Source organism: Pseudomonas sp. R45(2017), from assembly GCF_002112305.1.
GTDB lineage: Bacteria > Pseudomonadota > Gammaproteobacteria > Pseudomonadales > Pseudomonadaceae > Aquipseudomonas > Aquipseudomonas paraglycinae.
Genome location: NZ_NEHH01000001.1, coordinates 561458 through 580440 on the forward strand (window position 1 = coordinate 561458; position 18983 = coordinate 580440).

Here is an 18983-nt window from a genome sequence, read left to right on the forward strand (position 1 = left end):
GTTCCTGAACTGAAGATCGGCAAAGTCTAGGCGTTCGACTGCGGTCGCGGCCAGCGCCGCATCATTCAGTCACCTTTGGTTGAAAGATGTGTATGACATAGTTATGTCGTTCCCCCCCGAGAGACTGCTAGCATCGGACGCACTTGCATCCCGATCCGGCAACATCAGGTAGCCCATGCTCGAGACCACAGCACCGCCAAGGAAAGCACCGCTGGCCCCGCCACTGGACACGCGGCACCAGGTCGAAACGCCGGAAGGCATCGACCTGCCGCTGCGTCCCGCCGGCCTGATGGTGCGTGCTGTGGCGTTCACCCTCGATCTGGGGTTGCGCGGGCTGATTTTGGGCCTGCTGCTCATGGTGCTGGCGTTGCTCGGCAAACTCGGTATCGGCCTGGGCTCACTGCTGCTGTTCGTGGTGAGCTGGTGGTACATGGTGTTGTTCGAGGTGCTGCGTGAGGGCCGCTCACCGGGCAAGCAATGGATGGGCCTGCGGGTGGTGCACGACGACGGCACACCGGTCGGCTGGTCGGCCTCGCTGCTGCGCAACCTGCTGCGTTTTGTCGACCTGATGCCGTTCGGCTATTTCCTCGGTGCGATCAGTTGCCTGCAACACCCGACCTTCAAACGCCTCGGCGACATCGCTGCCGGCACGCTGGTGATCTATAGCGAACGCCCGCTCAAGCGCCCGCAATTGCCCGATGCCGAACCCCGCCGCTCGCCGGTCCCGCTGACCCTGACTGAACAACGCGCCCTGCTCGCTTTCGCCGAGCGCCAGGGTGAACTGTCGACGGCGCGGGTCAACGAACTTGCTGCATTACTCGCCCAGCCACTGCACATCAGTGCGCCGAAAGCCGTCGGTGAACTCAACGGCATCGCGCGCGGCCTGCTGGGTCCGTCATGAAGCAAAGCCTTTTCGAAACTCGCCACAAGGCCGAATGGGAGCGTTTCACCCTCGCCCTCGAACGTCTGGAACGAGGCAAGGACACTTCGCAAGTCGCGGATTTTCCCAAGGCCTATCGCCGTCTCTGCCAGCATCTGGCGCTGGCGCAGGAACGTGGCTACAGCAGTTTTCTGGTCGACTCCTTGCAACAGCAAGTGCTGCGCGGCCATCAACAGCTTTACCGTCATCGCAGCCAGCTCGGCGCTAACGTGCTGGGTTTCATCCTCGCCGGCTTTCCACGGTTGGTGCGCGCCGAATGGCGCTTCGTGCTGGCCGCCGCCCTGTTGTTCTTCGGCAGCCTGGCCGGTTTCGGTTTGCTGGTTTTCCTGTTTCCGGAGCTGGTCTATAACCTGATCCCCGCCGATCAGGTGCGCGAGATGCAGAGCATGTACGACCCCGCCGCCGGCCATCTCGGGCGTTCGGCCGAGCGTGCGGCGAGCGAAGACTGGGTGATGTTCGGTTACTACATCATGCACAACATCGGCATCGCCTTTCAGACCTTCGCCAGCGGTTTGCTGCTGGGGGTGGGCAGTGCGTTTTTCCTGTTCTACAACGGGCTGATCATCGGCGCGGTGGCCGGCCATCTCAGCGAGATCGGCTTCGGCCAGACCTTCTGGTCGTTCGTGATCGGGCACGGTGCTTTCGAACTCAGCGCCATCGCCCTGGCCGGTGCGGCAGGACTGAAACTGGGCTGGGCGTTGATCGCGCCGGGACGCCTGACACGAATCGAAGCCCTGCAGATTGCGGCGCGCCAGAGCATCCTGCTGATCAGTGGCGTGATGCTGTTTCTGTTGATCGCCGCGTTTATCGAAGCCTACTGGTCGTCGCGCACCGGGGTTTCGCCGCAGACCAAATACCTGGTCGGCGCCGGGCTCTGGCTCTGCGTGGCGCTCTATCTGCTATTCGCCGGAAGGACCCGTCATGCGCCTGAGTGATGCGACCGTGGCGATCCGTCCGCGCACCACCTGGGAAAGCATGGATCTGGGCGTGCTCATGAGCCAGCAGCACCGGCGCCTGCTGATGACCAGTTGGGCCATCGTCACCCTGCCGCTTTTCGCGGTGCTCAGCCTGTTGTTTTGGGATTCGCCGTCACTCGCCGTGTTCATCTTCTGGTGGCTGAAACCGGCCTACGAACGCTTGCCGCTGTACATCCTGTCCAAGGCACTGTTCGGCGAAACACCCACCTTGAAACAGGCCTTGCGCCAATGGCCGCGCCTGCTAAAGCCGCAACTCCTCGCCAGCCTGACCTGGCGCCGCTTCAGCCTGAGCCGCAGCTTCCTGCTGCCCGTGCTGCAACTCGAAGGCCTCGACGGCACCGCCCGCCAGCAGCGTTTACAAGTGCTGTTGCAACGCAATGCCGGCGCCGCGCAGTGGCTGACGATCATCGGCGTGCATCTGGAAACGGCACTGTGGATCGGCCTGATGGTGTTGTTCTACCTGCTTCTGCCGCAACAGGTCGAAACCGATTGGGACTGGCAAAGCCTGATCTTCGCGGCCGACTACGAATGGCGCTGGCTGGAGCATCTGACCAATGCGTTCTATGCGCTGATCCTTGTCATCTGGGAACCGGTGTATGTCGCCTGCGGGTTCAGCCTGTATCTGAACCGCCGCACCGTCCTCGAAGCCTGGGACATCGAACTGGTGTTTCGCCGTTTGCGCCAGCGTTTGAACAGCAGCGCAATCGGCTTGCTACTGGTGGCGTGTCTGCTGTTGCCGGGGTTGCCCTCAGCCTGGGCTGTCGATCCTGCCACGGCTCCGGATGCGCCGCGCCTCTTGAACCAGCCTTTGACCAGCGAGGCGTCCCGCAACAGCATCAAGGCCTTGCTCGAACAACCGCCGTTCAAGAACAAGGAAACCGTCACCCGTTATCGCTTCGGCGAAGATCCCGCTGCTGCCGAAAAACCCAAGGAAGGCGAAGCACCACCATGGTTGAAGACCCTGCTCGACTGGCTGAACGGTCGACACCTCGACGGTCTGGCCAAGGCGATCGAAGTCGTGCTGTGGGGCGCAGTTATCGCCGGGCTTGGCTGGCTGGTCTGGCGTTATCGGGATTTTCTGCAAGCGTTCGTCGGCCGCCGTCCGCGCCTGCCCGAACAGATCAAAAGGCCCTTGCCGCAACAGGCCTTCGGTCTGGATCTGCAAAAGGAAAGCCTGCCCGATGACATCGCCAGCCACGCGGAGCAACTCTGGCAAACCGAACCGCGTGCGGCACTGGGTCTGCTGTACCGGGCACTGCTCAGTCATCTATTGCACGACTTCAACCTGACCCTCAAACCCGCCGACACCGAAAACGAAGTGCTGGCCCGGATCGAACAATTGCAGCGACCGGACCTGCTCACTTATAGCCGTCATCTCACCGGCCACTGGCAGAACATGGCCTACGGGCACCGCGTACCGGCGGCGCATCTGCAACAGGAATTGTGTGATGGCTGGCGCACCCTGTTCGGCCACGGAGTTGCCCGTTGAGCCGGCGCACGCTCTGGCTTTTGGGTGGCGCGCTGATCGTCGCCCTGCTCGGTGCGCTGGGCATTTATCTGTACCTCAAAGCCACGCCTTACCAGGCCGAGGTCGATCACGGCCCGTCCCCCGCCGCACAAGCCAATCCCTATCTGGCGGCGGAGATGTTTCTGCGTGAACGCGGAATCGACGTCAGTCATGCCGAAAGCCTCGCCGTGTTGCCCGACATCGACCCGCGCCAGCACACGCTGCTGATGTTCAACGACCGCTCGAAAATGACCCCGCGCCAGGTCGATCAGGTTCTGAACTGGGCCCGGGCCGGCGGAAGGCTGGTGTTCGTCGCCGAATCGATCTGGGATGAGAAGACCGGACAGAGCAACGACCTGCTACTCGACCGCGTGCAACTGCATCAATCCTTCACCAAGGATCTCAAGGGCACGCCACCGGATGCCGCCGAAGATCCTTACCCCAACCTGACCAAGCTCTATCTGGAAGACGAAGACGCGCCCGCCTATGCCGGGTTCGACACCGCGTTCCACCTCGACGACCCGAAAAACCTCGCCCAGGCCTGGGCCAACAGCGCGAAAGCCACGCACATGATGCAACTGGCTTTCGGCCTCGGCACGATCACCGTGGTCACCGATGCCGACCTGTGGAAAACCCCGGCGATTGCACAGCACGACAATGCCTGGCTGCTCTGGTACCTCAGCGCCGACACCGCCGTGACCTTGTTGTACAACACCGAACACGACGGTCTGTTGACCCTGCTCTGGCGCTATTTCCCGCAAGCCATCGTCGCCCTGTTGGCGCTGATCGGCCTGTGGCTGTGGCATGTCGGCGTGCGTCACGGACCGTTGCAAGCGCCGGCTCCGAGTGGTCGCCGGCAGTTGATGGAACACCTGCGCGCCAGTGCCGATTTCATCCTGCGTCACAACGGTCAACAGACCTTGCTGCAAGCGTTGCAGCAGGACGTCCTGCGCCGCGCCCGCCATCGTCATCCCGGTTTCGACCAACTGAACGTCGCCGAACAATGGCTGGTGCTGTCGCGCCTGACCCGCCAGCCGACCCGTGCCATCAGCCAGGCCCTGAGCCCGGCACCGAAGCGGCGTCTGTCCAGCGCCGAATTCTGCCGTCAGGTCGCCCACCTGCAAGCCTTGAGGAACATGCTATGACCGAACACATCGAACCCGGCTCGCCCAGCCACGCGGCCCAGCAACGCCAGCGCGCCAGCCAGTTGGCCCAAGCGGTGCGCGGTGAATTGCAGAAGGCGCTGATCGGCCAGAACGCTGTGATCGACGACGTGCTGACCGCGCTGATCGCCGGCGGTCACGTGCTGCTCGAAGGCGTTCCCGGCCTTGGCAAAACCTTGTTGGTACGCGCCCTCGCGAAGTGCTTCGGCGGCGAGTTCGCGCGCATTCAGTTCACCCCGGACCTGATGCCCAGCGACGTCACCGGCCACGCGGTCTACGACCTGCAGACCGAGCAATTCAAACTGCGCAAAGGCCCGTTGTTCACCAACCTGCTGCTGGCCGACGAGATCAACCGCGCCCCGGCCAAGACGCAAGCCGCCCTGCTCGAAGCGATGCAGGAACGTCAGGTCACCCTCGAAGGCCGGGCCCTGCCGATTGCCCAGCCATTCATGGTGCTCGCCACGCAGAACCCGATCGAACAGGAAGGCACTTACCCGCTGCCGGAGGCCGAACTCGACCGTTTCATGCTCAAGGTGCGCATGGACTATCCCGACGCCGATCAGGAGCTGGACATGGTGCGTCAGGTCAGCCGCTCGACCCGCGCCGATATGCTCGACGTGCAACCGCTGCGCACCGTGTTGCAGGCCAAGGACGTGCAAGCCCTGCAGCGCATCGCCAGCGATCTGCCGCTGGACGAGCAGGTACTCGATTACGCCGTGCGCCTCGCCCGCAGCACCCGCACCTGGCCGGGGCTGACCCTCGGCGCCGGGCCACGTGCCTCCATTGCACTGGTGCGCTGCGCCCGCGCCCGAGCCCTGTTGCGCGGCGGTGAATTCGTGATTCCCGACGACATCAAGGGCTGCGCACTGGCGGTGTTGCGCCATCGCGTACGCCTTGCACCGGAGCTGGACATCGAAGGGCTGCAAGTCGATCAAGTCCTTCAGCAACTGCTCGACCAAGTACCGGCGCCGCGCCTGTGAAACCCTCGCGCCTGCTGTTGATCTGGCTGGCGATCCTGCTGGTCATCGGCATTGTGCTGGGCGCGTTGCAGGCGCTGGACGTCGAGGTGCCATCGGGCCTGCTGTCGATCAACTGGGGATTGTTGCTGGCGCTGTTTGCGCTGAGCCTGCTGGACGCGCTGCGCCTCAAGCGCCTGCCCTCGCCCCGCGTGCAACGACAGATGCCCGGCAGCCTGGCCCTCGGTCGCTGGAGCGAAATCCGGCTGGAAGTCGAACACGACCTCGACCCACCACTGGCCATTCAACTCTTCGACCACGTACCCGACGGCCTCAGCCATGAAAACCTGCCGCTCTCCACCGAGCTGCAACCCGGCCAGCGCAGCCTGATCGGCTACCGCCTGCGCCCACTCAAACGCGGCCACTTCACTTTCGAAACCTGCGAACTCAACTTGCCGAGCCCCTTCGGCCTGTGGTCCGGCAAACGCCTGCTGAACATCACCGACCACACCCGCGTCTACCCCGACTTCGCCCGTCTCTACGGCGGCCAATTGCTGGCGGTCGACAACTGGCTCAGCCAGCTCGGCGTACGCCAGCGCCAACGCCGTGGCCAAGGGATGGAATTCCATCAACTGCGAGAATTTCGCGAAGGCGACAGCCTGCGCCAGATCGACTGGAAAGCCACCGCCCGCCACCGCACACCGATTGCCCGCGAATACGAAGACGAACGGGATCAACAGATCATTTTTATGCTCGACTGCGGGCGACAGATGCGCAGTCAGGACGGCGAGCTGTCGCATTTCGATCATGCGTTGAATGCGTGTCTGCTGTTGAGTTATGTGGCGCTGCGGCAGGGGGATGCGGTGGGCTTGTCCACCTTCGCCAGCGATCAGCCTCGGTTTATTGCACCGGTCAAAGGTACGGGGCAGCTCAAGGTGTTGCTCAACGGTGTTTATGATCTGGATAGCACGCGACGTTCGGCGGATTATCCGGCGGCGGTGGATCAGTTGTTGGCCAGGCAGAAGCGTCGGGCGCTGGTGGTGTTGGTGACTAATGTGCGGGATGAGGTTGATGAAGAGCTGCTGACTGCCATGACACAACTGGGCAGGCAACACCGCGTACTCATCGCCAGCCTGTACGAAGAAAGGCTCGAACACGTGCGGCTGACTCCGGTTCAATCGCTGACGGAAGCGCTGGCCTATTGTGCAACGGTGGATTACTTGAACGGCACGGCAAGACTCCATGAGCAGTTGAGGACTCATGGACTACCGATCATCAATGCCCGGCCCACCGAACTGGGCGCCGAGTTGGTGGCCCGATATCTGGCCTGGAAAAAAGGCGAGGCCTTGTGACTTCCGGATCAACGGTCCACAACAGGCACAGTCACCCCCTTGCTGACCGAAGTACCGCCGGGGTTTTCCAGGGTGACCCGAAGAGAAACCTGCTCAGAGGTTGAAGTCGGCGACCAGGAGTGCGAGTACTTGCCCTGATTGTCGGTGCTTGATTCCTGGCTTGGCTGTCCATTTCTGGAAACGAAGACTTTCCTGTTCGCCATAGGCTGGCGGGACCGCGTTGCCACAATCAGCGCGGTCATTGTGGTGTACGTGTTAACGAGCACCGGACTGATCGAAGCTGTCACAGACTCGATATCTGCATGGTCAGGAGAATCAAGCGGATCAAGAACCTCATAATTCAAAGTCCCGGATCCGCCAGATGTCTCCTGGACATAGGCAGCCAACTGATGCAAACCAATTTGCGCAGGCATCTCTTGCATCATTGCCAGTCCATTTTCATTGGTCATGGAGGTGCGCGACTGCGAAGTCGGGAAACGCCAAACCACCGGTACGCCTGGTGCAACTCCCCCGTGTCGCTCATAGCGCACTCGGGCCTGTGCTGTCATGGTCTCACCCAGCCAAAATCTGGTTTTGTCACTGGCCAGCTCTGCAACGACCAACTCATCCGGCGGGGCTGACAGTATCAGCGACTTCACATTGTTACCGGCCATACCGCTTCGAACCGAAGCGATCAATCGGGTTTCACCGGGCACCCTCCAGAACTCGATCGTTGCCTTGCCTTGAGCATCAGTGAATGTCGAAGGCAATATTTGTTCACCCTGCCGCCAGCCCACCTCGATCCCTGACAGCGCCTTTTTGCTAAGAGCCGAAACCACGAAAACATGCGCCGACACTTTTTGCCCGGGATTTCCGCTCGACACATCAACGACCAAATCTTCAATCTGGCACGGTTCGTTCATTGAATAACGAAAGTCGACTGAAGCCGAATCAGCGCCACCGGCAACAGAAGCGGTGACGATACCTGGACCCGCGACTTCGGGAACAAAGCTGATCTGCGCAACCCCCCGATAGTTGGTGGAAGTCACCCGAGACTCCTGCTCCGACAACTCCCACCGGATCGGTAAACCTCTCATGGCCTTTCCGGTCAACACATGGGTTACGGTGACTTCAGCGTTCACTGTTGCTCCCCAATCAACGACCTCAAGAACACTACTGGTCGAGGTAATCCGGGCGACAAGGGCTCGACTTCCCAAAGACAGGGGCTGAACAGGAGAACGTTCCAGCAAGCGAAAGGCAGCCAACTGCAAAGACACACTGGCGTCCTTCACATCTGCATCCTTGAGCTCAAAATCCAGCCCCCGCTCATCCAGCGTGTGGAATTCACCCAACACCCGATTGAATTCGAGCCCGACCTCACTCCGGCCGGGATTAACCAGACCCAGCGCTAACTTTTGATCAAGCAAGGGGCTGCCATCCCTCGCAAAAAGCCGGAAACCGAAGGCCTCACCGCGTCTCGGAAACAACGCGTTGGCTGCCCACACATACCGCTGTGAAGCGCTCACGGAAACATCCGGATCCAGATCCAGATCCAGATCCAGATCCAGCCAGGGATCCGTTGCCAGGGCAGTGAGCTGCGTCCGGGTTTCCGCCGTTGACCCATCGTAAGGATTCGAAGCAACAGCAGTGATGAAGCTTATACCGGCCTGACTCGGCAGTGCATCGTGCCGCGCCCAGCCATCGGCATCTGTCCGTAAGGAAACCGGCCCGGCACTCCCGGTCTGCACCGCGATTTCTGCCCCCTTGACCGGCTGATCATTGAACGCCGAGCCCAAGCGAAACTCGACCCTGGCACGCTCGCCCTTGCTCATGACGGGATCAATGGCAGGACCGCGCGTGGCCAGAATCTTGAGTTTGTGATGGCCCAACTTCAATTGAGTCTGCGCCGTCAGCGACTCTTCATCGATCATGATGGTAGCGGTCTGAGTCATCTCGACATCGGCTGTGCTGTTGGTGAAATCCAGTTGCCTGCGCGCACCACCCGCCGTCATGACGACATCCTCAGTCAGTGGTGGGTTGACCTCCATTCCCGGTGCCAAGGGTGTGATGGCCATTTTCACAGGCAGCCCATGCAGTGCGCTGATCCCATATGGCATATACATCGACTGGTGAGACGTCCACAGGCAGGGATACAACCTGTCGTTACCCGGTTCAGCTGAAACATGATCAAGCATCGCCCGGACCTCACTGGCGAGATCGGCGGCCAGCAGCCGCAAGGGAAACTCGCACTTTTCCGGCAAATGGGAACTGCTGAACGCCAATGTCGAGAACCCGCTGAGATCGGTGCCCGAGGTGATGTGCCACTCAAGGCCGAAAAAAGTCATGACCCGAGGAACATCGACTTGCGGGTCCAGCTGAAACCCCGGTAAAGGGGGCGTATTTGCATTCCAGTGCAGTGCAATCGACTTGCCGATAAAGTTGCTGTTCGCAACGGGATCAATCCGCAGCTTGTGCGCTCTGCCACGCCGACAGACCACACCCTGAATCAGTCGATCGATCGGTTTCCCGTCCAAAGAGAAGTTGACCTGCCCTTTCCATGCGCTGGTGGGCAAAGCTTTGACGGCGAATGAATGTTCATCCACTGGCGCGTCTTCGTGGCGCTGTACCCGCGCGACGATATTCTGGTCACCGGCATTGGCGGGCAAGTAATCCACGCTTGCCCAGCCATCCACGCCCGTGAGGGATGTGACTGTACCCTTCGGTGTTTCAAACTCGACTTTTACGTTACTGACAGGCTGTCTGTCGCCCTTTTGCACATTCACCATGCAGGTGACGATTTCGCTTTCGTCCACCATCGGCAACTTGTTCGGCCCCCAGGTCTTGCCGATCTCGACTCTGTTGTAAGCCAGCGACAGGGCATTGCCTGGCGATAAATGCTGCAACCTGGAACAACCGAGAACCCAATCAAACAGGCCGTCGCGCTTGTCCTCGAAGGTCGTTGTCCAGAGGACTGTACCGTCAACTACAGGCGCAGGAGCCCCGAAGTTCGGTTGAGCGGTTGCTCCGACGTCCTCTTGTGAATCACCATTTGCCCAGATCAGGAAAAAGTTGGCGGCAATCAGAGGATGCTCCGCAGTAATATCCAGATTGACAGGGAATGACTCACCGCGTTCCGGATAGCGGGTCTTCTCCCCCCAGACGGCCGGTGCCCCACCATCGAACCGAGCCTGTAAGGTTTTGAACGGATCGATAGCAAACGCCCGAACTTCGAAGATATGCGTCGCTTCGCCATCGTCGGACAAAGGGCTGGCAACCGAGGCGATAACCCTGCTCACCCCATCCTCGGTTGGCGTGCACAGATAGGTCGCTCGACCTTGAGCATCGGTGGGTGCCCGGTGCAAAACCTTCCCGGCCTTATCCTCTGCCCGCCAGACCACCTCACTCGCTACCGGTGCCTGGGTATAGAAGGATCTGACCTGAACCTGCAGCTCCACCGATTGGTTGTACTCGATGACCGGGTACGTCTCGGCCTGTTTGAGTACGAACAGCTCCAGGAGGTGATGCCCCCAGGAAACCAATAGCGGATACGCTGGCGCCGAGTATTTGCTGTAAATCTTCGCCTCCAGCTCATAAGGTTCTCTGCCTGACGGCTGCGGACAATCCAGCAGCCAGTCCAGACTGATGAGCTGAGATGTTCCCAACTCGGGCTCGGCGGTAATGGCCTCCAGCGGGTTATCTTCAATCCACAGGCTGGCCTCGAGATTTTTCCAGACACTCTGCGGATCAACCTTAAACAAAACCCTGTGATGTTGATCCCCGGTAGCCCCCAGGCAGATCGGCACAACGTTGCCCGCGTCGAAACGTTTGCCATCAATGAGAACGGCCACCCCCCCCAACTCCGGAAGATTCAGCTTTATCTCTATCCCGGTCAGACGAATTTCCACAGAGCTGGGTTCGCCCACACCCCTTGCCGGGCTGCTCAAATTAATCTCCAGCTCATCACCCGCTTGTAAATCCAGGCTGTCCGGCAAATCCTTGCGCATCTCGGTCAGATCAATCGCCAAAGGATCGACATCCTGCAACCCTGTCTTCACCGGCAATTCGATTTCGAACTTTTCGTCACTCCCCCTCTTGTTTACAACCACTAGCCCGGGCGATGACAAATAGGTGGTGTCGTAAAGAAGACGCAGGCCATAACGGATCTCCGCCTGCTGTCCGATCGGCACGATCATCCTTTGCCGAACCGCCGCGCGGTGGGTTAGCGCCATGTACGATACGTTACCGTCGTTCCGGATTTCGACGCCCCCCGGATTGGCCACATCGTCCCAGTGGTCATAGCCCTCAGTCATGTCGCCGTTCATCACGAAATTGTGATCCGTGTCGATGTCGATTTCGTTCATGATTGAGTCCTCTTGGCCTCGACCTTGCGCTCAGCTTCGTTCACCAGTTCCTGCACTTTTCTGGAAAAAGCCAGATCCCCGACCTTGGCGGTGTAAAACACCTTGATCAGGATATCGGTCAGCGATGACAGCATCGGCTTTTGGTTCAAATGCCAGGGAAATACGATCCGCCAGCGCGAAACGACACCGGTGTTTTCGAACGGCAGGGTCATGCCTTCGTCAGCTCTGAGTGAAACCACACCGGTATCATCCAGCCCGGTAGACAGGGAAACCTGCTGCCCACTGCTCAGGTTGATCAGCACATCGACAGGCGCAACGCCTCCACCGGAGTGCAGATATTCCAAAGACTCGTTCGACGGTTTTGTAGCGATATAGCTGCCGACCTGTATCAGTTTCACCACCACATTTTCGAAGGGCCCGGTGAGCACCGGCAGACTGACTTCGACACGAGAAATCTGGCGGCAGTAATGATCGTGGTAGTCGCGATCGAACAGTAGCTGGATCAGCTCGAAATCCAGTGCGCCCGTTGCCAGCAAGTGGTCCAGCGCATCAGTCCAGTTGTCAAAACCCTTTGGCCGGGTCGCCGGATCATTGAACAATCGTTGTAGCGAAACGGTCTTGACGATCTCCTGGCGTCGCTCATTGCGTTGCAGATATTCCGACCGCATTCGCAACAAACCGGCCTGCAATGTCGCGCCAGCCGTCAAGCCGCGCCGCTGGTCGCTCCAGACATCGGTGTTCAGTTGATAGGCATCGAACTCACAGGTTTCCGCCCGCAAGGCTGTCTGGGCACTCCGGCACAGAGCAACAGCGGCGTCATACGCCTGAAAGTGCAAGGTCTGCAGTTGCCCCATCAACCACTGGTAAAGCTCCAGATTGGTCGCCCGGGTCTGCAGGAACTCGAACAGTCTGAGCGCCTGGCTATTCGCGGCAAGGGTGTGTTCCAGATTGATCCTTGCTGCATTGATGGCCCGTTCCTGACCTGCAATCTGGGCACTGATCGCATTCTTTTCAGTATTGGCCTGTTTACGCAGCAACCACCAATCCTCTCGGCGACGACGATAGCTTTCGGAGGTGGCCGTCTTGTCGGCACTGGCGCGCTGCACGTCTGCGGCCATCCGAAAACCAAATCCCACGGCACTGACCAGATAAGCCGGCTCATGATTGCCATTGGACAATCCAAAGATTTTGGGGAACGCATGGATTACCGCTGCCCCCATCTCAAAGCCAGTGGCCAGAGAAGCGAGGCCCGAAGCGGCTTCAACATGCTCCATGACTTTGAACTCATCGGGAGAAATGTGCTTGTCGTACAGATCGGCGTAGTGCAGCTCTCGCTCTTCGGCCATGGTTCTGCTGTGCTGCAACGCCGTAAGGCTCTCGACCTCACGTGCTATGGATTCTTCCTGTGCCCGACGAGCGAATTCGCCAAGCTCAGTCAAATGGCGTTGCTGCAACGTCTCCTGCTGGACACGATCCTGCTGCTCAAGCAGACGCTGTACTTCGTTCCCCAGCTCCTGCAGGTACTGCACCATCTGCAACGCTGCATTGAACAGTACGTCCCAGCGATAGACCGCAACTCGCAACTGTCCACCCATCGGTCGCACCGGTCCCGCCTTACCGGCTGCCAGGCGATTCAACAACTCACTTGGATCCATGGCGGTAAAAAGAGGGATGGATGCAAGCTTGCCGTCGATTGTCCGACCATGGCGAATGTTGTCGATACGCTGATCAGGCAGGTCAAAGAACGTCAGCAAACGCGGGCTGACCGGTATATTGAAAGAACGCGTGCCGTACACACCCAAATACTGAGTACGCGCAGCCCTGACCGGTAAATCCTCTGTTCGCAGCTGCAATGTCGTTTCAAACTCCGCGAGGGCCGGTCGGGTCTGCATCTCTCCCACAAGTTCACCAAGTTCCTTTGCAACCCAGCGATTGACGCTACGGGTATCCGGCCTGGCTCCCATCAGCGATCGGGCCCGGACATACTGCAGCTTGGCGGCCGTCAGGCTGTCCCGCGTCATCTGGCGATAGAGCCAGTCACCCCAGGCGATGAGGTTGTTCACATACTCGAGGAAAATCACGACCTTGTAATGCCAGGGCGATGAATAGGCGATGGCATCCGGATCCCCCGGTGCGAAGACTTCATAGCAATAGCAGATGTCGGGCTTTTCCACGTCCAGAGGCCGGCAATGCCAGTATTGCGGCCTTGCCGGGGTATCACCCTGCGCCGGTTTAGCGGGCGACTGCGGCTCGAATATGAAATGCAGCCAGCGCTGGGCCGCCTCAAAACGGTTCTCGTCACGCAGCCGGACGGCAATCAGATGTGGCAGGTGAAAAAACAGCTCCCAGAAAAACAGACCATTGGCACCATCGAACGGACCGTTCGGCTCGACCTGGCTTTCGGGCAAAGGCGGCTCCTTCGGAAACTGCGTCGCCCAGTCCAGCAACACGCCGATCGATACACTGGAGCGCAACACCAGTTCGTGACCGATCAACGTATTGAGCCGGACGTATTTCAACTTCAGAACGTTTGCCGGTTGGTTGAAGGCCAGAAACTGGGCGCCCTGCGCATCGGTGTCATGGATGTACGGTAGAGGTCCATGATCACCGAGCGTGGCGGGGACTGTCAGGACGAGGGTTCGCTCACCGTAGTCTGCGGCGCCTGTCAGTTTCACGGTGAGCGTGCTGCTGTTGAACCCTGTTCGCTTGATCTCCTGCCATTTCGTTGCCCATCCACCGGAACTCGAGTAACTGGCAGTAACTGGGTCCGGGTCACCACCAGTGGTGAATTCGACTTTCAGCGTGAACTCAACGTTCGTGCCAACGCCACGTGAGACATGGGCACAATGCCCCTGAACCCAGAGCGAGTGCTCAGTAGCGCTGTTACGCACGATATAAGCCTTGATCCCCAGGTACTCGGCCAGCGTGCCGGGCTTGGTGATCTCACTGTCAACGGCCGGAAACAGCTTCGGCTGCATCTTTTGCTGAAGCGTACGGCGCTCGACAAACAGGTGATTGGCCAGGTAATCCATGACCGCCGTTTCGTCCTTCACTTTGCGAAACAGCGAGTCACGGGTTTCATAGATAGCGACAGACACCACAGACGACGTACCGACTTTGGGCTCGGCATTGGTCACATGTACCGCCAGCCTGCCCTTGGGATACGAGGTATCGATCTCGTCGCGCAAAATTACCGCGACCAGCCGGCAACCCTTCGAAACGTCCTTGTCCGTCTGCAGCAGATGCAAGCGAATGGGTGGCGACCAGCTGTCGTCCAGCGCGATGAACGCCACCATGACTTCCAGCTCATGGAGGCTTTGCAGTTGACCCGCGTTATCGAAAACACCCGGGCGCCATTGGACCCAGACCATGCACGCCCGGCCTTCCCAAAAGACCATCCGACAATCCAGCACAGTGTCATCGGTGGGAATGTCGGCAGATTTCCATTCTCGCCAGTCAGTCGGGTTGACCGATGGCGAGTCGAAGGCGAGTTTGATGTTCGCTTCACGCCAGAACCAGCCAAAAGGTGCAACACGTTGCCTGCCCACCAGGTAATAATGCGTCTCCAGCGGATTGGCCCCATCCAGATAACCGGTCTTGACGTTCAGATTGCACGTTTCTTCAAAGCTGCGCAGGTAGCGCTGAGCGCCCTTGAGCACCGAATCGTCAGTGATCGAGGTCTGATTCACATAACTCTCAAGAGCCCTGAACAAACCGGTTTTGCGGATGCGCACATAAGGCGTGATGTAATCCTCAGGTGTGCACAACAGCAGCATGCTTGCCGACCACGACCCGTAACTGCTGGCGAGATCCCACTCTTGCAGAAGGTCAGGATCGAACTCCCGCCCGTCGTACCCCGGTTCAAATTTCTGCAACACCGCAAAAAGGTAGGACTGCAAACAGCTCCTGGCCTCCGCCACCCACGAGGTTTCAATTTCGTCGCTGTCCAGCGGATCGGTGCGCAGCCATTCCCAGAGGTCATCCGCCGATTGGGTATTCATCGGAAAGGGATGACTGGCCTTGTCATGTTTTGCGTGAAGACAGAAATCAATCAACGCATTGCGACGCAGGGCTGACAGCTCACCTGAAGTTTTGTTGAGCATCACCATCTCCTGTCACTGTTTGCGTTGCTTGCGGGGCGCCGGTACTCGCCGGCGATGAAGAAGGTTTTCGACAAACCACACTTCCCGGAATTTAACGGACGTCGAGTTTTGGGCTGTCGCTGTAACCTTGACGTTGACCCGCTCGGTACCGGTGAATGTCACCTCGGTACGCCCCTGTTGATCAGTGACAGTCTCGATCTCACCCTGAGGCAGCGGATCGAGTTTCCAGGTCACCGAGGCGCCTGCGATGGGGTTGTCGTAGTCGTCCAGGACAATGGCGCGGTAGGTCACCGGCGTTCCGATCAGCACGGTGCTGTCGGGCACGGGGAAAGGGTTTTGGGCTCTCAAATGGAGTGTGGCCATATCCGGCCCGATTTCGATCCTCGGTGCGGCCGTCTCCTCACCCAGATCCAGCCTGAAAACGGGAGTGACGCTGCCCATCCGGCTGTCCGGGAAAAACTTCACCGTCGCCGTGCCGTTGACGTCGGTGGTGATCATTGAAGTTTCAAACCGGCCCAGCGTGGTGGCGCAATGAACATTGACGTTCAATCGCGCCTGGCCTTCGCGGTTCTTTACCGTTACGGTAAATTCGGCAAATTCGTCCGGTTTGTTAGCGATCAACCTGACGGGGTCGGGCACCGTCGTCCAGTGCACGATCACGTCCAGCCCCACGGCCATGACGTCGTCAGCGTAATTCGGTTCGGTCGTGGTCGTCAGGCTGGCTCTGACAAGGTCTGCGACGTACTCATAGTCGGCATATTCGCTGTCCGGTGGCAGCTTCCCGAGCTCGAGGAGTGTCCTGGCACTCTGACCGGTCTTTTGGGCAAACAAGCGAATGCGTGTCAGCACATCGAGCTGTTGCAGGGTCACGACCAGGCCTTTCGACGGATTCACATGGGCAGCGCAGATGCGCACCTCATCCACGCTCCAGTTGAACAGCTCGGCGAGCCACTTCGCGGCTCGCTCCTGGACCAGCTCAAGCCCGTGATTGCTCAGGTTGGCCGGCAGCGCGTTAACGCGGCGCAGATAGTCAACCAGCCTCGTTTCCGGCTGATCACTCATGCCCAGGGCACGTTTGTAGACTGTCAGGTAATACAACGCTGAAAGGTCGAATGCGTCGACCGAGTGCAGACCGAACCATTCGCGATACCCGGTCGCGATGAAGTGAGTGAGAAATTCACCGCTGAGTTCCAGCCTCGCGACCACGGCGCTGCGTCTCGAGAACTCGGCCAACACCTGCAGAACAGGATCGCTCGACGGGTCTTCCCGCCGCAGCACAGTAGCGCTGTCCTTGGAGGCTTCCGGCAATCCGAGTACCTGAGCCAATACGAAATGCACATTTGCGCCGGACCAGCCAAGCACCTGCAGAACCAGATCCGGCTTCAGACCGCTATAAGCAGCCAACCCCTCCTGAACCATACTGTTCTGACTGGCGCGGCAACGCAGCACCACCGCCAGAATCAGCGCCACCAGACCTGTATCGAGGCTCCCCGTCTCCAACAACACGGCCCGCTCCGTCATTTCCCGGGCGTGGGCTTCGTAGGTCTGATCCGCTGACTCAACAAAATCACGAATCAGTCCCTGTTCGTCAACCAACGCCCTCAACGCCCGCAGCCACTGGCGATTGTTCGACAAGGGCTCGATACCGGCCATTTTCAGTACATTTTCCGTCACCCGAGCCACCGGGACCTGCCGACGCCATTGATCAAACAACGAGAGTTGTCTTTCATCGGGCCGGCTCGGTGGCCAGGCTGTTGCTTGTTGCACCACCCAGTGCACCGGCAACTGCGCGGTCCGGGCCCATTGCACGCCATCCATCAAGGCATGCATCACACTCAGTACGTCCGGCTTACCCGCTGATTGTTGGTTGTTGATCTGGGGCACGCCGGCCAGTGCGTTCACCCAGACCTGACCTCCCGTCAGATTCAACAACAGGACAGCCTCGATCGGAGTAATCCCCAGTAACCGGGGCAGCCTGACCATGCGATAAAAACCGGACACGATCGGCAAGCTGCACTTGAGCTCAGCCAGGCCGTGAGCGGCGGCAATCAGGTTGGCGAGGTAAAAATAGGTTTCCAGATCAATACCCAGGCCTGCGCACAATTGCTTGACCGTAATCAGGTCGGCAGCGGTCACGGGAATCACCGGGAAGGATCGGTCATCAAGTACCAAAGGACGAGAACCGGTGGCACCACTGTTGAAAACTCGATCGTATTGGGCACGCTCCGTGCCGCGCCCGAAAACGCAAAGCGGCCCGATAAAGGCGGCGAAGTCTTCTGCGGTGCATCCAAAGACCTCCCGCAGTGCCTGGAACAGCCCGATAGCTCGCAGAGTATTGCTTGTGATCCAGTAGCGAGAAGGGGTCGGCGGGGGCACTTCAGCGAGCATTGCCGCAACGATCAGTCGATCGGTTTCGTCACTGGCCAACCGCAACCAGTCAGTCAGTCGCAATATACGATTGGCACGATCAACCCGCTCGGAATGGTCGGGCTCGTCGGGCTCGTCGGGCCTCCCCATATTCTCGAAACGATTGAGAAGGCCCGATTCCGTTTTGACAATGGCAATGGACGGGGTCTTTGCCTCATGAACAAAGACCGACCCATGGTCCTTGCCTGTAACAGGGCCCGTGACGACACCCGGCGCATTTTCGGACAGGAAGGGAGTGAAACCTTCAATCGAAAGCAATGCCTCAAGCGCCGGCGTATCCAGCTTCGTTCTTTCATTGAAAACGTGGACGAGCCTCAGATTACCAATCGAAATTTCCTTGAGACCGAGGTATTTCTGGTAGAACTCGTCGCCCCCGTCTGGAAAATGACTCGCTTCGGTCAGGATTGTCCGCTGTGATGGACTCAACCGTGAAGCTTGAACGAGGGCGTCATCCGACTTGTCGCTCCACGGTGCCGAACGAAGAAAGCACGGATACTGCAAATCGCACAGACGCACCACGCTGCCCACCGATTCGCCATGTCCCTTCAGTACATGATCGAGCGTAACCCAAGGCCAGTGAAAGGGCAGTTCCCGAGGAAAGGCCTTCTGGTTCAACGCCTCATCGAGGTTTTGAATGGGCCCCAGCGTGGCGGTGATGAAGTGCTCCATGATGTGGCTGATCACTTCCACCGACGACACTGCACCATGGACGGCCTTGACATCGATCAGCAGTTTTTCGAGATCCGTACGCCGGCCAACCAGCGGAAGGTCCTTGCCATCGGTTTCCCCCAGCCGATGCAATGCCCAATGCAACAGGGCTGTCAGATACGCCGCAGGCGAGTGAATGGCTTCGATCGCATCCGGCGGGCATAACGCGTCGAAGTTCGGCTTGAACAACAAGGCGTAAGTCGGACCGTTATTGAGCCCCGAACGCGCAACAGCTCTGGCATCTCTGGCAGTCAACTGGTGCTCGATGAACTGCCGCAATACCACGGTCGACAGCACATTGAGGCGCTGCTGGAACTCCCCGGCCTGCTGCCGGTTCAGGCCAAAATCGTGCATCAACCCGTCGACGCCTTTCTGCGCCAGTACGGCAACCGATCCCCCCGCCTTGAAAAAACGTGTCAGAGCCGTCGTGGACGAGCGCTTGGGTTTACCGACTGCTTGAGTGAACATCTTCTGAGCGATCTGAGCGGGAGAGCGGTACATGTGGATGCT

The 18983-nt window shown here is 59.2% G+C and carries 9 protein-coding genes; 6 read left to right on the top strand and 3 right to left on the bottom strand.

Going from position 1 to position 18983, the window contains the following annotated elements:
* Positions 1-175 precede the first annotated feature (175 nt).
* From CAF74_RS02685 to CAF74_RS02710, 6 genes are read left to right on the top strand one after another with little or no spacing between them, the layout of a single operon-like run.
* Positions 176-901 carry an RDD family protein gene (locus CAF74_RS02685; RefSeq protein WP_085745220.1) on the top strand — a complete coding sequence of 242 codons (726 nt, stop codon included), beginning with the start codon at positions 176-178 and terminating at the stop codon, positions 899-901.
* Complete coding sequence (locus CAF74_RS02690) at positions 898-1875, top strand: stage II sporulation protein M (protein WP_085745221.1); 978 nt, start codon at positions 898-900, stop codon at positions 1873-1875. Before CAF74_RS02685 ends, CAF74_RS02690 begins: the two co-directional genes overlap by 4 nt.
* Positions 1862-3406: a DUF4129 domain-containing protein gene (locus CAF74_RS02695; RefSeq protein ID WP_085745222.1), complete on the top strand. Its 1545-nt coding sequence runs from the start codon at positions 1862-1864 to the stop codon at positions 3404-3406. Before CAF74_RS02690 ends, CAF74_RS02695 begins: the two co-directional genes overlap by 14 nt.
* Positions 3403-4569 carry a DUF4350 domain-containing protein gene (locus tag CAF74_RS02700; RefSeq protein WP_085745223.1) on the top strand — a complete coding sequence of 389 codons (1167 nt, stop codon included), beginning with the start codon at positions 3403-3405 and terminating at the stop codon, positions 4567-4569. Before CAF74_RS02695 ends, CAF74_RS02700 begins: the two co-directional genes overlap by 4 nt.
* The gene (locus tag CAF74_RS02705) at positions 4566-5567 is read left to right on the top strand and encodes a MoxR family ATPase (protein ID WP_085745224.1); all 1002 of its coding nucleotides are present in this window, start codon (positions 4566-4568) and stop codon (positions 5565-5567) included. The genes CAF74_RS02700 and CAF74_RS02705 overlap by 4 nt, the downstream gene beginning before the upstream one ends.
* Positions 5564-6895 carry a DUF58 domain-containing protein gene (locus tag CAF74_RS02710; RefSeq protein ID WP_085745225.1) on the top strand — a complete coding sequence of 444 codons (1332 nt, stop codon included), beginning with the start codon at positions 5564-5566 and terminating at the stop codon, positions 6893-6895. Before CAF74_RS02705 ends, CAF74_RS02710 begins: the two co-directional genes overlap by 4 nt.
* A gap of 8 nt (positions 6896-6903) precedes the next feature.
* Here CAF74_RS02710 and CAF74_RS02715 read toward each other — a convergent pair whose 3' ends face one another.
* From CAF74_RS02715 to CAF74_RS02725, 3 genes are read right to left on the bottom strand one after another with little or no spacing between them, the layout of a single operon-like run.
* Positions 6904-11235: a hypothetical protein gene (locus CAF74_RS02715; RefSeq protein WP_085745226.1), complete on the bottom strand. Its 4332-nt coding sequence runs from the start codon at positions 11233-11235 to the stop codon at positions 6904-6906.
* A complete protein-coding gene (locus CAF74_RS02720) occupies positions 11232-15338 on the bottom strand; it encodes a neuraminidase-like domain-containing protein (RefSeq protein WP_085745227.1) in 4107 nt (1368 codons plus the stop codon). The genes CAF74_RS02715 and CAF74_RS02720 overlap by 4 nt, the downstream gene beginning before the upstream one ends.
* Before the next feature lie 12 nt (positions 15339-15350).
* Positions 15351-18974, bottom strand: a complete 3624-nt coding sequence (locus CAF74_RS02725; protein ID WP_176240464.1) for a Tc toxin subunit A — start codon at positions 18972-18974, stop codon at positions 15351-15353.
* Positions 18975-18983 lie beyond the last annotated feature (9 nt).

Excerpts from the sequence above, each read along its gene's own strand:
- CAF74_RS02685 (WP_085745220.1), top strand. The coding sequence starts at position 176 with ATGCTCGAGACCACAGCACCGCCAAGGAAAGCACCGCTGGCCCCGCCA.
- CAF74_RS02690 (WP_085745221.1), top strand. The coding sequence starts at position 898 with ATGAAGCAAAGCCTTTTCGAAACTCGCCACAAGGCCGAATGGGAGCGT.
- CAF74_RS02695 (WP_085745222.1), top strand. The coding sequence starts at position 1,862 with ATGCGCCTGAGTGATGCGACCGTGGCGATCCGTCCGCGCACCACCTGG.
- CAF74_RS02705 (WP_085745224.1), top strand. The coding sequence starts at position 4,566 with ATGACCGAACACATCGAACCCGGCTCGCCCAGCCACGCGGCCCAGCAA.
- CAF74_RS02715 (WP_085745226.1), bottom strand. The coding sequence starts at position 11,235 with ATGAACGAAATCGACATCGACACGGATCACAATTTCGTGATGAACGGC.
- CAF74_RS02720 (WP_085745227.1), bottom strand. The coding sequence starts at position 15,338 with ATGCTCAACAAAACTTCAGGTGAGCTGTCAGCCCTGCGTCGCAATGCG.
- CAF74_RS02725 (WP_176240464.1), bottom strand. The coding sequence starts at position 18,974 with ATGTACCGCTCTCCCGCTCAGATCGCTCAGAAGATGTTCACTCAAGCA.